This window comes from Proteus sp. fly-1089 (assembly GCF_040138965.1).
Lineage (GTDB): Bacteria > Pseudomonadota > Gammaproteobacteria > Enterobacterales > Enterobacteriaceae > Proteus > Proteus vulgaris_B.
In genome coordinates, this window is sequence record NZ_JBEETS010000010.1 from 1 (window position 1) to 20,086 (window position 20,086).

At 34.0% G+C, this 20,086-nt stretch carries 12 protein-coding genes; 7 read left to right on the forward strand and 5 right to left on the reverse strand.

Going from position 1 to position 20,086, the window contains the following annotated elements; translation table 11 throughout:
- The first annotated feature begins 379 nt into the window (after positions 1-379).
- From ABN080_RS17075 to ABN080_RS17095, 5 genes are read left to right on the forward strand one after another with little or no spacing between them, the layout of a single operon-like run.
- A complete protein-coding gene (locus ABN080_RS17075) occupies positions 380-2,005 on the forward strand; it encodes a TULIP family P47-like protein (protein ID WP_349441595.1) in 1,626 nt (541 codons plus the stop codon).
- 18 nt (positions 2,006-2,023) lie between these two features.
- Positions 2,024-3,298 (forward strand): TULIP family P47-like protein, encoded by a 1,275-nt coding sequence (locus ABN080_RS17080; RefSeq protein WP_349441596.1) that lies wholly within the window; start codon positions 2,024-2,026, stop codon positions 3,296-3,298.
- A gap of 18 nt (positions 3,299-3,316) precedes the next feature.
- Positions 3,317-4,951 carry a TULIP family P47-like protein gene (locus ABN080_RS17085; protein WP_349441597.1) on the forward strand — a complete coding sequence of 545 codons (1,635 nt, stop codon included), beginning with the start codon at positions 3,317-3,319 and terminating at the stop codon, positions 4,949-4,951.
- Between the two features lie 26 nt (positions 4,952-4,977).
- Entirely contained in the window at positions 4,978-5,433 is a 456-nt protein-coding gene (locus ABN080_RS17090; RefSeq protein WP_349441598.1) for a hypothetical protein, read from the forward strand.
- Between the two features lie 50 nt (positions 5,434-5,483).
- Entirely contained in the window at positions 5,484-10,475 is a 4,992-nt protein-coding gene (locus ABN080_RS17095) for an RHS repeat-associated core domain-containing protein (RefSeq protein WP_349441599.1), read from the forward strand.
- Positions 10,476-10,546: 71 nt separating this feature from the next.
- Here ABN080_RS17095 and ABN080_RS17100 read toward each other — a convergent pair whose 3' ends face one another.
- The 4 genes from ABN080_RS17100 to ABN080_RS17115 form a co-directional block, all read right to left on the reverse strand.
- Entirely contained in the window at positions 10,547-10,891 is a 345-nt protein-coding gene (locus ABN080_RS17100; protein ID WP_349441600.1) for a YfiM family lipoprotein, read from the reverse strand.
- A gap of 127 nt (positions 10,892-11,018) precedes the next feature.
- The gene (gene pssA, locus ABN080_RS17105) at positions 11,019-12,377 is read right to left on the reverse strand and encodes a CDP-diacylglycerol--serine O-phosphatidyltransferase (RefSeq protein ID WP_349441638.1); all 1,359 of its coding nucleotides are present in this window, start codon (positions 12,375-12,377) and stop codon (positions 11,019-11,021) included.
- A 205-nt stretch (positions 12,378-12,582) separates the two neighbouring features.
- Positions 12,583-15,225 carry a GNAT family N-acetyltransferase gene (locus ABN080_RS17110; RefSeq protein ID WP_196553467.1) on the reverse strand — a complete coding sequence of 881 codons (2,643 nt, stop codon included), beginning with the start codon at positions 15,223-15,225 and terminating at the stop codon, positions 12,583-12,585.
- Positions 15,226-15,271: 46 nt separating this feature from the next.
- The gene (locus ABN080_RS17115) at positions 15,272-15,955 is read right to left on the reverse strand and encodes a tRNA-uridine aminocarboxypropyltransferase (RefSeq protein WP_349441601.1); all 684 of its coding nucleotides are present in this window, start codon (positions 15,953-15,955) and stop codon (positions 15,272-15,274) included.
- Between the two features lie 142 nt (positions 15,956-16,097).
- Here ABN080_RS17115 and ABN080_RS17120 point away from each other — a divergent pair, with 142 nt between their 5' ends.
- Together ABN080_RS17120 and ABN080_RS17125 are read left to right on the forward strand one after the other, a co-directional pair.
- Positions 16,098-17,162 (forward strand): C48 family peptidase, encoded by a 1,065-nt coding sequence (locus tag ABN080_RS17120; RefSeq protein WP_349441602.1) that lies wholly within the window; start codon positions 16,098-16,100, stop codon positions 17,160-17,162.
- Between the two features lie 174 nt (positions 17,163-17,336).
- Entirely contained in the window at positions 17,337-18,461 is a 1,125-nt protein-coding gene (locus ABN080_RS17125; protein ID WP_349441603.1) for a tRNA/rRNA methyltransferase, read from the forward strand.
- Positions 18,462-18,554: 93 nt separating this feature from the next.
- Here the strand turns inward: ABN080_RS17125 and emrB are convergent, their stop codons facing one another.
- Positions 18,555-20,072: a multidrug efflux MFS transporter permease subunit EmrB gene (gene emrB / locus ABN080_RS17130; RefSeq protein WP_072070269.1), complete on the reverse strand. Its 1,518-nt coding sequence runs from the start codon at positions 20,070-20,072 to the stop codon at positions 18,555-18,557.
- Positions 20,073-20,086 lie beyond the last annotated feature (14 nt).

A 20,086-nucleotide genomic window follows, 5' to 3' on the forward strand; every position in this document is an offset into this window, starting at 1 on the left:
GTGAAACGTTGTAGCGCCGATGGTAGTGTGGGGTCTCCCCATGTGAGAGTAGGGAACTGCCAGGCATTAAATAAGACAAGAAAGCCAACCCAATGGGTTGGCTTTTTTGCGTTTGGGTGTTTATTTTCTGTGTGAATTTCCATTTTAAATGTGAATAAAACGCATTTTTATTCTACTTAATTTTTTTAATTATCCCCTTTTTTATATCCCATCATTTCGTTTATTAATTTTCTATTGTATTAAAAAGTTAATAACTCTCTAATTTTATTTGATGTTTTATTTCCAATGAAATTCCCCATAATAAAAGTTGAAGATAAAAAAGGTTAAATTACATGGTTTGTTAATCAAAAGTATATCTCTTTTATAAGAAGGATTAATTATGGCTGATGTATCAACAAGCGGCTGGGATGTAGTCAGTGTTACAGATATTGAAACACTGAATAAAGTTATTAATGAGGGTGATAACCATCCTAAATCATTTTCAGACTATATAACGGTGGTTGGTAATGATTTAAAAGTAGAAGGGGAATGGGGGGATTGGTCTATCGCGAATGAAGCCAGCGGTAAAAATATTTACATGCAGTGCAGCATTAAAAATGCCACTGTGACTTATATAGGAAAATCTTATCCTATAAATGATGATAAAAATGCCTCACAATCCACATTAAATATAGAAATTTCACTGGATGGTATTGAGACCGATCCTACTGAATGGATAGGTGATGATGAAACGTCTGAAATATCGAAAGATACAAAATGTTATAAGTTAATGGTGGATAGCAAAGCGGTGATTGTAGTTACGGGATCTAATTACACCAATAAAGAGCTTTATTCGCCCGAAAATGGTTTAGCATCACTTGTAGATATCGTTTTAAAAAATTGGTTTAATCGAAATGTAGGAACTTTCAAACAAGTATTTTCCGTCGTATTAATAGGATTAAAAGCAAATAAAGGTGATTTTCAATGGCTCAAACCATCGGCCTATAGTTATTCAGCAAATAGCTCTATAGATCAAAAATCTGCTGCTTTTGCTGCCTTAACATTAGTCGATGGAAAAACTGACATTGGTGATCTACAGCAAACAGTTGATATAGCAGCGTTGCAGGTTGTTAAGGAATATGGTGCTAATGCAGCGCTGATCATAAGTAAATCAATGTTTGTTAAGCATATTCTGTTAGAAGCGGCAGTTGCCCTTGTTAAGGGCTCTACAAAAGCTGATTTTGAAATAGACAAAAATGGATTATCACTTACCAATATTAAAGATACTGTTTGGCAGGATTTTGTCGGTCCTGACGATGAAATCATGTCTCCCACCATTCCCGCACAAAGTTTTATTTTGACTCTTCAATCTGATTTTATTCATATAAGTATTAGTGGCGCTCATTATCGTCCTCGATGGGGGGTAACTGTATATATGGGAATAGAACAGAACTTTCGATATAAAGTAGAAAAAAATAAAGATGGGGAACCTGTTTTTGTGCCAGATGAAAAAGGTTTAGGTGATGCGGTTGTTAGTTGTTCTGTTAAATTTGATGATTGGTTAGATTGGCTAAATATTGTGACTGGAATAGTGACATCAATTGCTTCAGTTATTGCATTGGGAACAAGTCTAGCTGGGGTTATTGCTGAGACTGGAATGGCGACATTAGTCCCTAATGCAGGTGCAAAAGTTGCCTCTTTCTCATTTAAATTATTTAATTTTACTATCAACTTGGAAAAGTTAGCGCCTATTGCTGCTGCAATTCAACGAGGTGTGGCTTCAAATCCTTCTGTATTTAATGTTGTAAAAATTGGTTCAGCAGTGACTGCAGCAACGACAGGTATTATATGGGGAGCAACGACACTATCAGAAGCGATATATCATCAGATCTTTGATGATGTACCTAGTTTTAAAATATTTGCACGTAATTTTACTGGCGCAGTGAAATGGCCTGGTATTGAAAATATGGAATTAAAATCGGCAACATTAGTCGATAGTTTTGTTATCGGATTAAAAATGAGTTAAAAGAAAAAGGATATTCATATGGATATGTATAATTGGGATATGGTTTGTGCTGCAAAGTGTTCATCAATTAATGATAAAATTGCAAATAACAGAGAATTATTTATTAAGGAATTTACTTTTAAAAGTGAAAATAATAGTTTAATTGAAGGAGAATTTGATAGTTGGCAAATTGTATCGGGAGGAAGCTCTCAAAGAATTCATTTTATAACACCAATTAAAAAAGGAAAATTAACAACAACAATTGTAGGTGAAAAACTAGATATTGTTGTTGATGGAATATGTCCTAAGATAGAAATTGAATTAGAGTTTGTGGGAAATGATGTTAATCATACTATATTAAAAATAAACTGTAAAAAGTTAGAGAAAAAACAAATAAATGTCCTTTCAGGTGATGGCAGTATTGTTATATTAGATGATGATATAAATAATATTTTTCCTAACGATGAAAAATTCGTATCAGAATTATTCTCTGATTTAATGGCTAAAATGATTATTGAAAATAAAGAAAAATTACAATTTATTTTTTCTGAGTTAATTAGTTTACCTGATGGTAATAATACATGGATGAAAAGTCATATAATTCAATATTCTTACAATGAGAGTATTAATGGTGAATTAGGTGTTCTTGGTGTATTAACTATTTTGGAGGCTAATCCAAATCCACCAAAATTAACAGATCTACAATTGCAATTTGATCATAACTTGGTTAGAAAAGAAGATAAATCAGGTTTTCTTATCGCTAAATGGGCGTTTATAAAATATGTCCTTCTTGAAGGATTACCCCATATTTTTCAAGGTTCTCATAAAGAACATTTTAAAATTGGGGAGAATAATATTATTCACAATAATGGACGGATCCCATTAAATAAAATGAATGGTTATACGCCTTATTTTGATAATGCACTTATTGAAATAATTAGTGATAAAATCATTATAAATAATGCAACAGGAACTTGTGATGTTGTTTCGTATAGTAGTTATGTTTCTTTTAGCTTATCAAGTCAATACAAAATATCATTAGAATATAGTAATAATAGACCACGAGTGAAACTCATTTCCTCTTCTTCTCCATTATTTACTTCTCAAGCTCATGATGATGTTGCTTTAATCTTTTGGATCTTTGGAGGATGGGTTGTTGATGCCTTAATTCAAGGGATCCGTAGTCAAATGAGTTATCTTCTTTGGAGCTTTGGTAATTATGGTATGGAATTCGATGTTTTCCCTATTAGTATGAATATTGATGCTAAATATAAAGAATGTGGATTATCTGAAAACTTTTTCATGCGCAGTTAATTAAATGGAATTTAAATTATGAAAGAAATTGCAACTTATGGTTGGGATGTTGTTTATGCTACAAATTATAAAATAATTAATAAATATATCGATAAAAATAAACATTATCCTCAAAAATTCTCAGCTTCGAAAAAAATTATAACTTCATTATTTAAAATATCAGGTGAATGGACTAATTGGTCGTTAAAAAAGGGGGGAACCGGAAAAAATATTTTAATTGAGTGTATTGTTTCTTCTGGTGGGTTATATGATGAAAAAGATACGTTAATAGGATCATTAGAAGGGAGTTCAATAACGATTCAAATTACATTACAAAAAAAAATTGATACTTCAAAAACAATTGAAGATCCCTCTTCTTTAAATAATGGAGTACCGTGGATACTACAAGTTAATGATAAATCTATTGATATGTCAAATGCAGTTATTATAGTCGAAAGTCATTATACGAATATTGTAGAGGGAATGAAAGAGGTTTTAGATCTTTTATTTTTATCCTATTTTAATGAAAATATTAAAGAATTTGATTATATATTTTCAATTGTTATGTTAGACCTTGACTCTATAAATGAGGATCTTCAATGGATTAAACCGACGGCATTTAGCTATGCTGTTGCACATACAAAAAGCGACGAAAGTTCAGATATATTTTCATGCTTGAATCTTATTGATAGCAATAAAAATATTGGAGATAGACAACAATCTATTGATAATAGAATATCTCATTTTTTTACGAATAATGTTGATGCTTTAGTTATTTTTAGTAAAGAAATATACACTAAATATTTTTTACTTCCAGCTGCTGTTAACTTTATTAGTGGAAGTAAAGAGGATGATTTTGAAATAAGTGAATATGGTTTATCTGTTTATAATAAAAAAGAACTCATATGGGGGGAATTTGTTATTGGCTCAAAAACAGAAAATGAAGTTATAAAGCCTTTAATACCTGCGAATGGATTAAATATTAATCTTCAACAAGATCGTATTCATATTAATATTAATGGTGCAACGTTTAGACCTAAAAAAGGACATGTCACTTCAACAATTAATATCAATCAATCTTTAACATTTGAAATGGTGAGGAATGATAAAAATGAACTAATATTTATTCCTGATTTGAAAAATATCAATGATATAAATATTAATATCACTAATAAAGTCGATAAAGGTATTATTATTACTGACATTATTTTAGGTGTTATCACCATTATGGCATCACTCGTTTACGGTGTCGCTGCATGGAGAGATATTAGTTTAATTGCTAAGATTGGACAGGAAACAGAAACAGGCTATGAGTTGATTTCACTTTCTAGAACGTTTGCTGGAGTTGAAGAAGCTGAATTGGCTGAAATGATGTGGGATACCGTAGATATTGGTACTAATCCGGTTTATAGACCAACATCTATTCCGATTAAAAATAGCCTCTCTGTTGCTCAATCAATTTCTTCAACCTTTGTTGAAGGAGAGGTCAGTTCTGCTAATTTGGTTAGAGCTGCATTTAGTGAGCTTTATGACGATCTTGAGTCTTTAAATTCATTTGCATCGAATTATACAGGGACAAGCGCATTATCTGGTCTTAAAGCTTCAGAGGTTCAAACTGCACAATTTGCTGATAGTTTGGTTATTGGTATCAGCCTAGATGATACCTTAAAATAAATTGTATTATATTATAAGGATATATTATGGAACCATATTCATTGAATGAAATCGCTGAATTTGAAAGAATTGAATTACTAGAAGAGAATTTAAATGCATTTTCTTATCGTAATGATCCTGAACATATTGCAAAGTTTTATTTATTTTTTGTCGCGAGGAAATCTGACGATAGTTATTATTTACTTGATGAAAATAAATTAACATCTGCCATTAAAAATAAAGAAATAAAATTTGTAAATTTTTTTACAGGGGAAGAATATACGGTTAGTGCTTCATATCCTGATCCTGATAATAATTCTTTTTTTGTAAGTAAGTTTTTTATTAGAAATAATGTGAATATTATTGAGGTAACTGCTGGGGCATTTAAAGGTTATGCCCCGATTAGTGTTATTTTTAAAACGGATGCCACTAAAGCCATTTCAACAGAATTTATGGCCATGTCTGGATTTGAAAGTAGAGTATTAATTTATCAAGAAAAATAAAATAAAAAATTATTTTTACATAAAAAATTAAATTTATATAAGGTGAAAATATGGAACAATTTCATCAATCTCAAGCTTTTAATTTTACGAGTGCGCTAACAGGTCATGTTGATCCTCGTACAGGTGTTTTCTGTACTAATATTACTATTGCCCATTTGATTGGCAATCAACATATGGGACCGGAATTATCACTAACACTTTCTTATTCTCCATTAAATTTTTATAATCTTCTTTATGTTTTTGGTATTGTTGATAACTTAACTAGCTATAATAAGAATTCTAAAATATTAACTTTATCAACAGGGCAAGTCTATAAAGTTAAAGAAGAAAAACAAGAAAGCACATTTATCCATGCTAAACCAAAAAATTTTAAATTTTCTAAAAAAGGAAATGAACTTTGGGTTTTATATAAGTCAGGAGTCAGTGAAAAATTAACTTCTTATAATACTGCTGATGATGTAAAAGTTGTTCGTGAGATATACAGCCCTTCAGGCAATAAACTTACCTTAGAGTGGGAAGCATTTGGTGATAGTTTTCGTTTAAAATCGGTAAGAGATAACAGTAGCGAGTTATTCAAAGCGACTTATTCAGAAACACTGGGAAGAATACAATTTGATATTTGGCCAGAAACGAATGAAAGTTATTCAATCATCTTATATAAACAAGATATTTTTCTTTCAACAGTGACGATCCGCGCGCTAAATACCGATTTAGTTTGGCAATTATTTTATACTCGTTATGGTCGTAGTAATATTCATAAGTATTTAACTAAAATTATTACTCCAACAGGATTAGTTGAGCATGTTGAATATCAAACTAATGGACATCGATTACCAGAAGGCAATCAAAGTTATCAAGTTAATTCTCGAAGCCCAATTCGAGTTATAAATAAGATCCCTTATATCGCTTATGTGAAAAAACACTTTGTTTCACCTGGTTTAGGCACGAAAAAGCAAATAGTTGAATATGATTTTTCAGAGAAAAATTTTCTTGGTTACGGTGGTGCTAGCGCCAGAATAACGACCAATGGACAAGATTATTTATATAATGTCGAAAACAATTATCAATATGATTCAATAGAAAAAAGAAAAGATACTGATAAAAATATTACTTTTGCAACGAAGCGAATATATAATAGTTTTCATTTAGTTATCGAAGAAAGAGAACAAACAATTTCTCATACTAATGAGATATTATGTGAAAAAATCACTCAGATAACATATTACGCTGATATAAATAAAAGCTTTGAACAGCAGTTACCTCAATATCAAATGCCAAAAGAATACCTGATAATTTGGAAGCAAGGTGATAATTATCGCCGAGAAAAAAGTATAACTGAGTATGATAATGAATGTAATATTATTTCAATGGTTGCTTTTGATTCAACCAAATCTGAATTTACTTATTATGATCCCAGTGGTGAATCAGGAAAATGTCCAGCAGAACCAAATGGTTTTAAAAAATTTATAAAAGAAGAAACGATTACACCTGCTACAACTGAATTTGAAACACCGACGAGAAAAAAACAATATCTCTATGACAGTTTTTCCATAAAAAATAGCCAGTTATTACCTGTTAATAATATGGTATTACTTACATCAGAAATAATTTTATCTAATAATAACCAAATAAGAAAGCAAAGTATCTCTTATTATAATGATGTTTCATCTGATAATTTGGGACGAGTTTTAGAAAAAAAAGTAACAATAACAGAACAACAAGTAGAGACGTTATCTCTTAAGGAAGAATATGAATGGAGTTATTCAAATAGTGATTATATTTCCTGTATTAAGAAACTAACAGGAATTAAAGATAATATCGTTGTTTCTACAGAAAAACGTTGGACGCCTATTTCTTATCGATTAATTATGGAAAAAGATACACAAGGAAATATTTCAGAGTATCAATATGATAAATTAGGGCAACTGATATCAAATATCCTATCGCCTAAGACCCCATATGAAAATAAAATTGAATATGAATTAAATATTGCTTTATCTAATGTACCAATTGAATTTTCGGTTAAAGATGCGTTAGGGAATAAATATTTAAGTAAAATGGATGGAGAAGGTCGGATTGTTGAGAAATTTTATTTTACTGAAGAAATTCCTAATGGATTTAGAATAGAAAAATATGATTATAATTCATTAGGAAAAGTCATTAGTGTAACACATTACGATTTGCATAATATAGATAATCCTAATGAGCAGCCTAAGGAAAATTTAATATTATATAAATATAACGATTGGGGTGACTTGATTGGTGAAGATTATAGTAATGGTTTTTCAAATAGAAAAATATTTGATCCAATAAAAAATCAGTTCAGATCTCAATCGATATCACTTCGCGATGTGAATAAGAAATCAGGTATTATTCAAAAAGAGTTTAATCAATCAGGAAAAATTAACAAGATCGTTCAACTTAAATCAGATGGTGTGACTGAAGAGTATTACTGGCAATTTTTTACTGATGGTTTAGGGCGAATACGTAAAACTATCGATAAATCAAATAATGTGACTACATTTGAATATGATGACTTTGACCAACTGATAGAAAAAAAATTACCAGATGGATCTATTATTAAGAAAAAATATAAAGATAGCCTACCTATTCAAATTTCATTAAAACCAAATGATAGTAATGAAATGATACTCGGAACACAAGAATTTGACAGTTTTGGAAGGCTAACACGTTATCAATGTGGCGGGCGTAATTTAACAATGAGTTATCAAGGTGCTTCACCAGATCCTCATCAGGTTACAACAGCCGATAATAGCGTTATTTCTTATGAATATATTTCAGAATTAGATAATGCGATATCTTCGATAAAATTTAATGGAGAAATACAACAATATGAATATGAGCCATTAACTGGAAGATTAATAAAATACTCTGAAAATAATGGTTTCAATCATCTTTTTTCATATACGAAATCAGGTCAGTTAAAAAATGAAAAAATAACTTTACAGGGGAAATCAGAACGTAGAGTAAGTTATTCTTATTCGCTAAGAAATTTACTCGTTAGCTATACTGGCGTTGATAATGAAACTCAGATGTATGTTTATGATAAGAACAATCAAATAACACAAATTGTTGATAGAGCTGTTACTACTACTGTTAATTACAATGAGTTAGGAAATTATATTGGTCATAAGGCAATATATAACGTTAACAATAGCACGTTAGAAACTAAATTAACGTTAGATGATTTTGGAAGAGAAACTAAAAGAGAATTAATTGAAATAAGAAATAATAAAACAAAAAATATAGATGTTGAACAAACATTTTTAATGACAAATAAATTATCCAATAAGAAATTATTTTTAAATAAGAGAGAAATTAAAAATGAAACTTATTCTTATGATAATATGGGACGATTATTAAATTATTTATGTAAAGGTGAAATGTTTTCTAAAGATAGCGAGGGGCGGAATATTAAACAGCAAAGTTATGTATGGGATGCATTAGGTAATATTAAAAAATCCACAACTATCTTTGATAATGGTAATGAAGTTGTTGACTACCATTACCAAAATTCGAATGATCCTTGTCAATTAACCCATCTTTCATATTCAAATAATAAACCTTCCATTACCTTAAACTATGATTTGAATGGGCGGATGATTGAGGATATATTCGGCTATAAATTAACTTATGATAAATTAGGTCGATTAAAAACAGTTATTAATAACAAAGATACAATTAGTTATGGTTATGACGGTTTAAATCGCTTATTAACAAAAGAATATAAAGGTGGAGTAGGAGAGCTCTATTATCGCAATGATGCTATAGCAAATGAAATCTATCCTAATGTTAATGTGCGCTATAATTTGTTGGGTAAATATTGTGTTGGTTTTAAGTACGATATTAAATCCAATAATGATAATACTGAGCTTTATACTGAAGTTGCAACAGATATGATGGGATCTGCTTTTGCCTTTTTCAATACTCCAGATGATCCCGCTTCTTTTCTTTCTTATTCACCTTGGGGAGATGGTGCAGGAGCGTTCAGCGCTGGACCTCGTTTTACAGGTGAATTATGGGATAGTTTCAGTCAAAGTTATCTTTTAGGTAATGGCTATCGCGCTTATCAACCTCGCTTAATGCGCTTTACCTGCCCTGATAGTTTAAGTCCATTTGGAGCTGGCGGGTTAAATGCATATGCTTATTGTGATGGTGATCCTGTTAATTTAAGTGATCCTAGTGGGCATATTAGTGGATGGGGATGGGCTAGTATTATATTAGGCGGTGTTGGGCTATTGCTTGCACCATTAACATTTGGCGCGTCTTTAGAATTTGGTTTAGGTGTTGCACTAGCATTAACGGCATTAGAAGTTGCTAGCGGTGCAACCGCAATTGCCGCTGGTGCGCTAGAAGAAAAGGATCCAAAATCCTCAGAAATTCTAGGATGGGTATCATTAGGTTTAGCCACCCCTTCTATTGGTTTGGGGATCTACTCGTTAGGAAAAGGGATCAGTAAAACGGCGTCAATCTTTAAAAATAAACCCATAACGTTGGGTGGAACGATGAGGAAAATAGATTTGTTGGATCAGGGATTTTATACTTTTGAAGACACTTATAAAAATGCCAGCCGATTAAATATTGTTTCTCATGGTGAGCCGGTTGGTAAAGGCTCTTTACTGACCGTATTAACCGAAGGTGGATTGCGTAATATGGATGCTGATGAATTATATAGTATATTGAAAACACGTTATAATTTAGATGATTATGCTAGTTTGCGTACTCTTGCGTGTCATTCTGGTGTAGGAGGGATCCATTCTATAGGCTATAAATTAGGGCAATTAGCACAAAAAGATGTTAAGAGTTTTATTGGGCCTATGACGGGTAACTTTGTTTTAGAAGACGTTTTTGAACTTTTTGCTGAAGCCGTAAAAATAGCCGGTCCAGCGGGTCATGCTAAAATGGCGAAAACATTTTCAGAACGACATGTTTTTAAAATTCATAAAACAAATCCATATTCAATATTTGATGTTTTTAATTATTATTCCTGGACTTATCAACCCACAATGTTTAGATATTAATATTATGTTGCTGACTCATAATATCTTAAAGAAATACAGAATAGTTGTTCTATCATGAACACTATTTTGTGTTACTTTAATTGCTGATAAAGCAATGAACCCGCGGCTGCTCCTGCAACATCATAAGCAAAATCATGCCAACTCCAGCCTGTGCCTTCAGGGCGGCTATCGTAAAGTTCTTTAGCTAGACCTAAGCTAATAGAAAATGACAATCCAATAAGTAATCCTTCTCTGTGACCATAATGTTGGTGATCTGCGTAGGCGTTTGCTCCTGCTGATGCCGCCATAGAAAATAAAAAGTGCTGGGCTTTATCCTTTCCTTTCCAATTATCATTAGCAAAATGAAATGACTGACAACCCGTTAATGCTGTTGATAATAAAATAACCAAAAAATAGTTTTTGAGCTTTAGTTTCATAAAAATAAAAGCCTTCTCACGAAGAATTTATGATCATAAATAAGATACGTAAAGTATAGAAGATGATTGTTAAGACAAAAAAGCCTTACTGATATTAAGTAAGGCTTCGAAGCAGGAAGTGTTAGCGTTAAAGTATACGGCTAATTAATCTATCAACACGAATACGTCGTAACCGTTTGATCAATTTTTTCACTTTAAGTGGGTAAAGCTTAATACTTTCTAGCTCTTGGTAATGTTTTACAATACGTGTTTTTTGGCGAATACAGGCTAGCTCTTTATGTCGTTGTTCATACAATTCATGTTTAGGATCATGAATTAATATCGCATTTTCTAAATCTAATCCCCATGCTCGTGGGTTAAGATTATTACCTGTAATTAATTGCCAATTATCATCAACCCACATACCTTTTAAGTGATAGGTATTATCACTGTCTTTCCAAAGCCTTACTGTTAATTGGTCATTATCAATAAATCGTTGGAAACGCTGGGTAAATTTACGCAGATTGATCTCATAGAGATAAGGCAGGGCACCAATAATTTTAAATGGCTCTTCAGGTGGAATATAAAAGTCATTTGCCGTTTTATCACCAATAATAATTTCGACTTGTTTGCCATTTCTTAATAAATGGCTGATTTGACGAACAAGGATCGCAGGTAAATTAAAATAAGGTGTGCAAATAACCAATTTTTCTTCTGTAGAAGCCATTAGGTGAGAAATAGTCTTATTTAAGATATTTTTCTTACCTAAACCGACTAAAGGTGTTACTGCTAATTCATGATTAGAAGCATTGGATTTAATATCATAGCCATCACGCGTGCGTAAATTAAAACGAAATTGACGTATGCAATTTTTTATTTCGGCACAACGAACCCTATCTTTAATATCAAGACGTTGAATAGCTTCAGATTGTAGAAGATCACCCACAATAAACTGTTTCATTGTGGTCGCTAATTCACTATTTTGAATAATGTGATATCGGTCATAGCGATATTTATCTAGCTTATGCAAATACACATTATTAATGCTTGCACCACTATAAATAACCGTATCATCAAAGATAAAACCTTTTAGGTGTAATACACCTAGCGCTTCACGAGTATTAACAGGGAGCCCATAGATAGGGAGCTCTATACCAGGATGTTGCTGTGCAACATGGTAATACCAATCTGCATTTGTCGCATCAGCCGAGACACCAATACGCCCACGTTGAGCACGGTGCCAGTCAACAATAACGGTAATGGATAATTCAGGACGTTGTTGTTTTGCAGTGTAAAGCGCATCAAGGATCTCTTCACCAGCCTCATCGTGCTCTAAATAAAGAGCTGTAATAAAGATCTCTTTTTTTGCTTGAGCAATATATTTCAATAAGGTGCTGCGAAACGCGGACGTCTGATAAAGCGTTTCAACATCAGCAACTGACTGAGCTAATTTAGGCAGTTGTGCAAGGTGTTGTTGATGCTTAGCAAGTTTTAGTTTAGACAACATCACAGTGCTTAGTTCTCTTGTTTATGATGGCAGATGGAGCCATCGTCCATGTAGATTTTCTTTAACCGATCTTCTGATCATAACATTAGTTATATGGGATGTACGCATAAAATCATCATATATAGCTAATTTATCAAAGGTTGCGTGAATAATCACATAACAAAACTTTCTCTTATGATTATCGTACTTACACATTTTTTGAGGATCAAAGAAGCAAGTCAAGATTCACTATTCCTTCATCAAACTGAACTTCAACCGAAAAACCTAATTTTTTCGCTAAACTTATCATATTGCGATTTTCAGGCATGGTTATTGCGGTTAAACGTTTAATACCGTGTACTCTAGTATAGTTGATAAGTTTAGTCATAAGTTGATGACCTAGAGTATTTCCTTTTAAATCAGATCGCACAAGGATAGCAAATTCGGCATGTTGATTATCCGGATCTGCCATTGCGCGTGCGACACCAATGATTTCAGGTTGATCTTCTGGATTTCGAATTGCGACAAATGCCATTTCTCGATCGTAATCAATTTGAGTCATATTCGCGAGATCGTCATGAGTAAACTCACTTATCTCACTAAAATAACGATAGTAAAGATCTTCTTTTGTCACTTGGTTAATAAATGTTTTTAGTAGAGGTTCGTCCTCAGGTAAAATAGGGCGAATAAAACAAGGATTACTATCTCTTAGATAAAATGTTTCTTCTAATTCATTAGGATAAGGGCGGATAGAGAGTCTTTGGTGGGGATCACCTTGCAGTGGAGATAACTCCATTGCAACATCTAATAATGTAAAATCATTGCCAGAAGCCAGTAATGGGTGAATATCTAGCCTAACAATTTGCGGACAATCTAAAAGTAGATGAGAAACCTGTACCAAAAAATGACTTAAGCTTAAAATATTTAGAGGTTGTAAAGCACTTCTTGGCTGTATTTTTCCACTTTTAATTGCATTAATTACCAGATAACGAGCAAGTGCCATGTTCAGAGGCGGTAATGCAACGGCAGCCTTAGTTTCAATTTGCCACTCAACTCCCCCTTCACCCAATAGAATTAATGGGCCAAAAATAGGATCTTGCTCTATTGCCACTCGCAGTTCTTGAGAGCCTGCTCGATTTGCCATACTTTGCACTAACAAACCCTGAATTTTAGCCTGAGGGTAGAGTTCTGTTACTCGTTCAATAATGGCATGGGCCGCTGATGAAACTTCAGTGCTGTCACGTAGGTAAAGCATGACACCTTGAACTTCAGATTTATGAGGAATATCAGGAGAACGCAATTTTAGTGCAACAGGATAGCCAATTTTTTCTGCTATATTGACGGCTTCTTGTGCATTATGAGCAATCCAGGTAGGCAGTGTATTGAAACCATAAGCTTCCATAATAGGCTGGACTTGGTGTGTATCTAATCGATACTGCTTATTCTGTAATGCTTCTTCAATACAATGATGCGCTTGTTGCGTATTCATTTTGATATCTAAAGGCAATGCGGGTGTTTCTTTTAATTGTTTTTGATTCCGACGATATTCCACCATATGCATAAATGCAGTAACAGCGCCTTCTGGGGTGCGATAAGTAGGAATACCGGCTTCACTAAATAATTTACGTGATTGCTGAGATGAATATTCTCCGCCCCAGTTAGTAAAAACGGTGAGCCATTTTCGTCTAGGATGCTGATTAATTGCTGCTATGACGCGTTGTGCTGTTTCAATACTGGGTGCTATAGCACTTGGGGTATGAATAAGTAATAAAGCATCATGATCATGACTATCTAATAAGCAATTAAGCGTCGCAATATAGCGTTCAACAGTTGTATCATCACCTAAGTTTAATGGATTGCGGATGGTGCTTTTTTCTTGAATAACACTTTGTAGTTTTTGCGTTGTTTCATCTGTCAGTTTTGCCAGCTTTCCTGAATGCAAAAATAGCTCATCTATCGCCATGGCAGCAGGTGCAGAGCCATTGCTCATAATCATCAATCTTTCGCCTTTTAGGGGCGTCATATAGCTAAGAGTTTCAACAGCAGAAAACATTTCATGAGTATCTTGTACGCGTAATAAACCTGCGCGTTGAAATGCAGCATCATAAGCGATGTCATAACTTGGTGTATCACCTAATAACAGCTGGGCTTTTTGGGTACGACCACTTTTTATGACCAAAATAGGTTTATTGCGTGAAGCACTTCGAGAGGCAGACATAAAACGGCGAGCATCTTTAATATGCTCTAAATGTAATAAAATAGCACTAGTTTTACTGTCTCTTGCTAGAAAATCCAGTAAGTCATCGACTTGTATGTCTTGGTTATCCCCTAAGGCAATAAAGTAAGAAAACCCAATATTACGATAATAAGCCCAATCTAAAATAGTATTGGCAACAGCCGCTGACTGTGAAATAAATGCGAGTTTTCCTTTTTTAACAGGGAGAGGTGAAAAACTGGCATTTAACCCTTGCCACGGTGCTAAAAGACCCAGACTATTGGGGCCTAGTAAACGGACATGATATTGCTGGCAGAGTAACTTTATTGTCTGGAACTGTTCAGGCTGTGCTGAAAGGACAATAACAGCCTTACAGCCTGATTCACCTAATTGTTTTAGCAACTCAAGATTACGGTGATGATGGGTACAGATAATTGCTAGATCAGGAACTTGGGGTAATTTATCAATAGACGGATAAGTAAAAACACCAGAGACAGAGCCACGAGAGGGATTAATTGGGAATACAGGGCCGTTAAATCCACCACTGAGTAGATTTTTCATCATAGTGGTTCCAGCACGACCTAATTTTTCAGAGGCACCAATTACCGCAATAGATTTAGGACGCAATAGTGCTTCAAGACCTCGTTGGCTCATATCCACTCCAGAGTTTGATTATCAACTTTTATTCAATGTAGCTGATTTACTCTTCTTTTGCCTGACGGCGGTCTGGTTTTCCGATTAAATATTGTTGACGAAAGTAACTAAAATGAGAAAAGAGTTGTTGTGATGCACTTATATCACCCACATTTTCTAAAATAGACGCAGCTACTTCAGCAGTACAATGTTGATCTTCTCTTGTGGCTTGGCGAAGAACGTAATCACATTTACTGGCTTCATTAAGTGAAAAAATAGGCAATGAATCGAGGTAAGGGCTTTTACGAAACATTTTACGAGCTTCACTCCATGTTCCATCTAAAAGGATAAACAGAGGGGGTTTGCTATTAACAGGAAGCTGGTTGTATACAACACGTTCACTTGAAGCATAGCTTTCAGGGAAGACAACATAAGCTTGCTTATCCGGTGTATTGATGAGATCAAGCAAGGCCGGTTCAGGAGTAGTACGGGACCATAAAAAAGCCTGCGTGTCTGGTAATACATCGGCAATTAGTTTTCCTGTATTACTTGGTTTCATTACTTCGGTATCATACATCAATAAACAAAATTGGCTTTTTGCTGGTTGGCTGACAATTGTGTCACAAAGGCACTGTTTTTCGGGTAATAAGCAAAAAGAACAACGTTTTGTACGAAAACCACGCGCTTTAAAAGGACGAGTAGAAATCGAAAGTCGATATTGACGAATTCGAGAGACTGCATTGTCATGCATAGCAAATAAACCAACACTAATAAAAAAGGAACGGATTTTATCATGATACCCAAAAGTCTACTATCAGTTGTTTTTTTTATGAAAGTAAATTTACGGGATGGCAATAGGATTATTATTATTATTTAATAACTTATGGTGATTTATGAAAACAATACCAATCTCTTTTTCTTCTAATCAACAGTGTAATAATGATAATAAAATTAAAAATCTAGTTGATGTTTTTGATATTCAATTTTTTAATAATGATAGTTTGAGTTTTAATCTTGATATTGCTAAAAGTCAAATAAATGAACTTGCTGATTTAGTAAGGAATGGAAATTTAAAAGATTTAGATCATTTAATAAATATCATGTTTCATGATGATATAAAAATAAGCCTACATGCAACAAATCAACTCTACTTAATTTATTCAAAATTAAGTGATTCAATAAGAGGATATATTAAGGAATTAATTAAATCACTCTATGAAGTAAAAGTAAAAGGTGATAGAGAATATTTCAAAGAACGACCTTTATTAAGTGCTATGGCTTGTGGGAATGAGATTGCTGAACAACAGGGAAAAAGGGATAATGTTTTTATCTCTGCGATTGATAACTATTTAAATATAAAATGTAATGATAGTGTGTTGAGCAATAGTACTGAAAGCGTAAGTAGTAATAATCGTTATATCTCTTCATCAGAATTACAATCTTGGGCTTCATTTCAACCCTATCAATGTGATATTGGTCATTATGAAACAATACTTAAAAAAATAGAAAATGACAAAAAATCCGATGAATTAAAAAATTACGTAATTTTAGTCAACAATAATCATTGGGTTGCATTATTTACTTATAAAGATAGCTGTTTTTTATGTGACTCATTACCTTCACTCCAAAAAAGAAATGATGAACGTCATAAATTATTAACTAGACTAGAAGAAAAGAAATTTAATACTTTCAATATAGAATATAATTTACAAAAAAATGTACCTAATGGATGTGGTCTTTTTGTGCTTAATTATATTAGTAGTTTACAAAATGAATTGAATAAATTAAATGATAAAAAAACAGCTGATTTAACATCCACAATAAAAACAGTATTACAAAATACAGGAAAAAATTTTCTTGACCAGACTGATGAAGGCCAAGTTGTATTTAATCATGATTTTAGGAAAAAATTGATCATGGATACACTTTTTAATTTTGTTAAATCTAGTTATGAATAGCTCTCTTACATATTGATATACTGGTTTTTTTTTATTAAAAAAAAGTTAAATCTAATCTTATTTTTAAAGAGAGAGTTTTTTGATATAGATTTATCTCTTACTCTGCGTGATTCTCTCGGTGACAGTTGCTAAACTATCATGTAATCTGCGCCCCTATTGCAGTTGGAGAGACAAATGAACGATTCTTATGAAGGTAAAAACGGCAAAGTAAAAGTGATGTATGTCCGTAGTGAGGACAATGCCGATAATAAACCTAAAAAACCATCCCGTCGTCCTGAAAATGGTCGTGGTGACAGTCGTGACAACAGACGCGGTGATAACCGTGACGACAAAAATCGCGATAACAGACGTGGTGATAACAAATTTTCTCGTCGTGATGACCGCGGTGCAGGTAAGCCTTCAGGGCGTGGCGCATCACGTAATGAATCAAAGCCTTCTCGCGATAGCGAAGGCGGAGGTTTTTCTCCATGGAAAACCGTTTCTCGCCCTGCTGGTGAAGAGGCAATAAAAGAGCACGATGGCATTACTGGTAAGAGCCAAATCGATCCTGAACAACTTCGTCGTCAGCGCTTAGAAGAAACGCGTATTTATGGTGAAAATGCCTGTCAGGCAATGTTTAAAAATCGTCCTGATGCGATTGTTCGAGCTTGGTTTTTACAAGACGTTACACCACGTTTTCGTGATGCATTAAAATGGATGGCTGCAAATCGCAAAGCCTATCACGTTGTTGAAGAAGAAGAGATGGTCAAAGCCGCCCGTACCGATCACCATGGTGGCGTATGCTTCTTAATTAAAAAGCGTGTTGGTCATGATGCAGAAACTTACCTGAAAGATGCGCCTGAGAGTGATTGTGTATTAGCACTGGAAGATGTAGGTAATCCACATAACGTAGGTGCAATTATGCGTAGTTGCGCGCACTTTGGCGTAAAAGGGGTTATCTCTCCTGATTCTGCTGTATTAGAATCTGGTGCGGCTGTTCGTACCGCAGAAGGTGGTGCTGAATATATCCAAGGTATTGATGCTGATAACTTTGCTCAAACTTTAGATAAATTTAAAAAAGCGGGTTATACGTTGGTGGCAACATCAAGTCATAAAGGCAGTGTGCCATTATCAAAAGCACAATTACCAGCAAAAATGGTGCTTATCCTAGGTCAAGAGAAAGATGGCTTAAGTGAAAGCACTTTAAATCAAGGTGATATGAGTATTTACATCGGCGGAACAGGACACGTAGAGAGCTTAAATGTTTCTGTTGCTTCAGGTGTATTATTAGCAGAATGGTGGCGTCAGCACCAAGGCTAATTGCTTTATAGTTTTAAATAAAGAATGATAAAAAACCGCTTAGTTATTGTGATTTAAGCGGTTTTTTTATATATAAGCTCTACATGAATCGCATTATTTTCCTGGAGAGAATGGTGGTTTAGCAAACCAAACCACAATCATCATGATAAGGAAAATGCCCGCTGCTAACCAGAAAATCTCATTGGCTGAAATAATTAATCCTTGTTCTGTAATGGTTTTCGCTAAATAGGCAGATGCTTGTTCATTTGAAAGACCAAGATCATTCATTTGCTGGAATGCCATTTGTGAATCAGGATCAAGTGGATTAATTTTTTCTACAAAGGTTTCATGGTGAAGTGATTCTCTTTGTGTCCAAATTGTAGTAGTTAACGATGCACCAATTGCCCCTGCTAATGTTCTTAAGAAATTCGAAAGGCTTGACGCTGATGCCATTTTTTCTGGGGGTAACCCAGATAATGTCATTGTTGTTAATGGCATAAAGAAACACGCAACGGCTAAACCTTGCCAGAATTGAGGCCATGCCACAGTGGCAAAATCCATTCCTGGTTCGAAGGTATAAGCTCGCCAATAAAAACACACAGAAAACATAATAAAGCTAAAGCTGATGATATAGCGTAAATCCACTTTACCACCAAACTTACCTATAATCGGTGTGATAATTAAAGGTAATAAACCTACCGATGCTGATGCTAATCCCGCCCATGTTGCTGTATAGCCAAAGACTTCTTGTAAAAGCAGTGGCAGTAAAACGATGGTACCGAAATAGATCATATAAGCGAGGCTGAGTGTGACACACCCAATGGTAAAGTTTCGACTTTTAAAGAGTGAAAGATCTATTACTGGATGATCGTCTGTAAGCTCCCACACAATTAAAAAGCTAAGGGCAACAACCGCCACAATGGTGAGTACAATAATTTCTGTTGAGTTAAACCAATCAAGCTCTTTACCTTGATCGAGCATGATTTGTAAAGCACCTATACCAACAACAAGCAAAACAAGACCAATGGTATCAATTGGTTTAATTTCGGTTTTTGTTTCTCGCCCAGCTAAGGTGTTTGATATACACATAATAATCAACACACCAAATGGAACGTTAATAAAGAATATCCATCCCCAATGGTAGTTATCACTAATATAGCCACCTAAAATGGGGCCTAAAATTGGCGCTACAACAATGGTCACTGACCATAGCGCAAGTGCCATATTTCGCTTAGCTGGTGGATAGTTATTCAATAATAAACTTTGTGATAAAGGAATTAGTGGCCCAGCGACCAACCCTTGAAGCACACGAAAGAAAATCAGCATTTCAAGACTTTGTGAAATACCACAAAGCCAAGATGTTAATGCAAAAAGTGCCGTTGACCACATAAAGAGTCGAACTTCACCAATGCGTTTTGCTAACCAACCTGTAATTGGGATAGAAATGGCATTTGCTACACCAAAAGAGGTAATAACCCAAGTACCTTGTGAGTTAGAGGCACCTAAGTTTCCTGCAATTGTTGGAATAGCAACGTTAGCGATTGTAGAATCGAGAACTTGCATAAAGGTAGCCAACGCAAGGGCGATGGTCATTAAGGCAAGTTTTCCTCCTTGTAATGGCTCTTTAATCACCTTTACACCTCGCC

What these genes read in the sequence shown, in the direction of transcription:
- ABN080_RS17075 (WP_349441595.1), top strand. Translation starts at nt 380, where the DNA reads ATGGCTGATGTATCAACAAGCGGCTGGGATGTAGTCAGTGTTACAGAT.
- ABN080_RS17080 (WP_349441596.1), top strand. Translation starts at nt 2,024, where the DNA reads ATGGATATGTATAATTGGGATATGGTTTGTGCTGCAAAGTGTTCATCA.
- ABN080_RS17085 (WP_349441597.1), top strand. Translation starts at nt 3,317, where the DNA reads ATGAAAGAAATTGCAACTTATGGTTGGGATGTTGTTTATGCTACAAAT.
- ABN080_RS17090 (WP_349441598.1), top strand. Translation starts at nt 4,978, where the DNA reads ATGGAACCATATTCATTGAATGAAATCGCTGAATTTGAAAGAATTGAA.
- ABN080_RS17095 (WP_349441599.1), top strand. Translation starts at nt 5,484, where the DNA reads ATGGAACAATTTCATCAATCTCAAGCTTTTAATTTTACGAGTGCGCTA.
- ABN080_RS17100 (WP_349441600.1), bottom strand. Translation starts at nt 10,891, where the DNA reads ATGAAACTAAAGCTCAAAAACTATTTTTTGGTTATTTTATTATCAACA.
- pssA (WP_349441638.1), bottom strand. Translation starts at nt 12,377, where the DNA reads ATGTTGTCTAAACTAAAACTTGCTAAGCATCAACAACACCTTGCACAA.
- ABN080_RS17110 (WP_196553467.1), bottom strand. Translation starts at nt 15,225, where the DNA reads ATGAGCCAACGAGGTCTTGAAGCACTATTGCGTCCTAAATCTATTGCG.
- ABN080_RS17115 (WP_349441601.1), bottom strand. Translation starts at nt 15,955, where the DNA reads ATGCATGACAATGCAGTCTCTCGAATTCGTCAATATCGACTTTCGATT.
- ABN080_RS17120 (WP_349441602.1), top strand. Translation starts at nt 16,098, where the DNA reads ATGAAAACAATACCAATCTCTTTTTCTTCTAATCAACAGTGTAATAAT.
- ABN080_RS17125 (WP_349441603.1), top strand. Translation starts at nt 17,337, where the DNA reads ATGAACGATTCTTATGAAGGTAAAAACGGCAAAGTAAAAGTGATGTAT.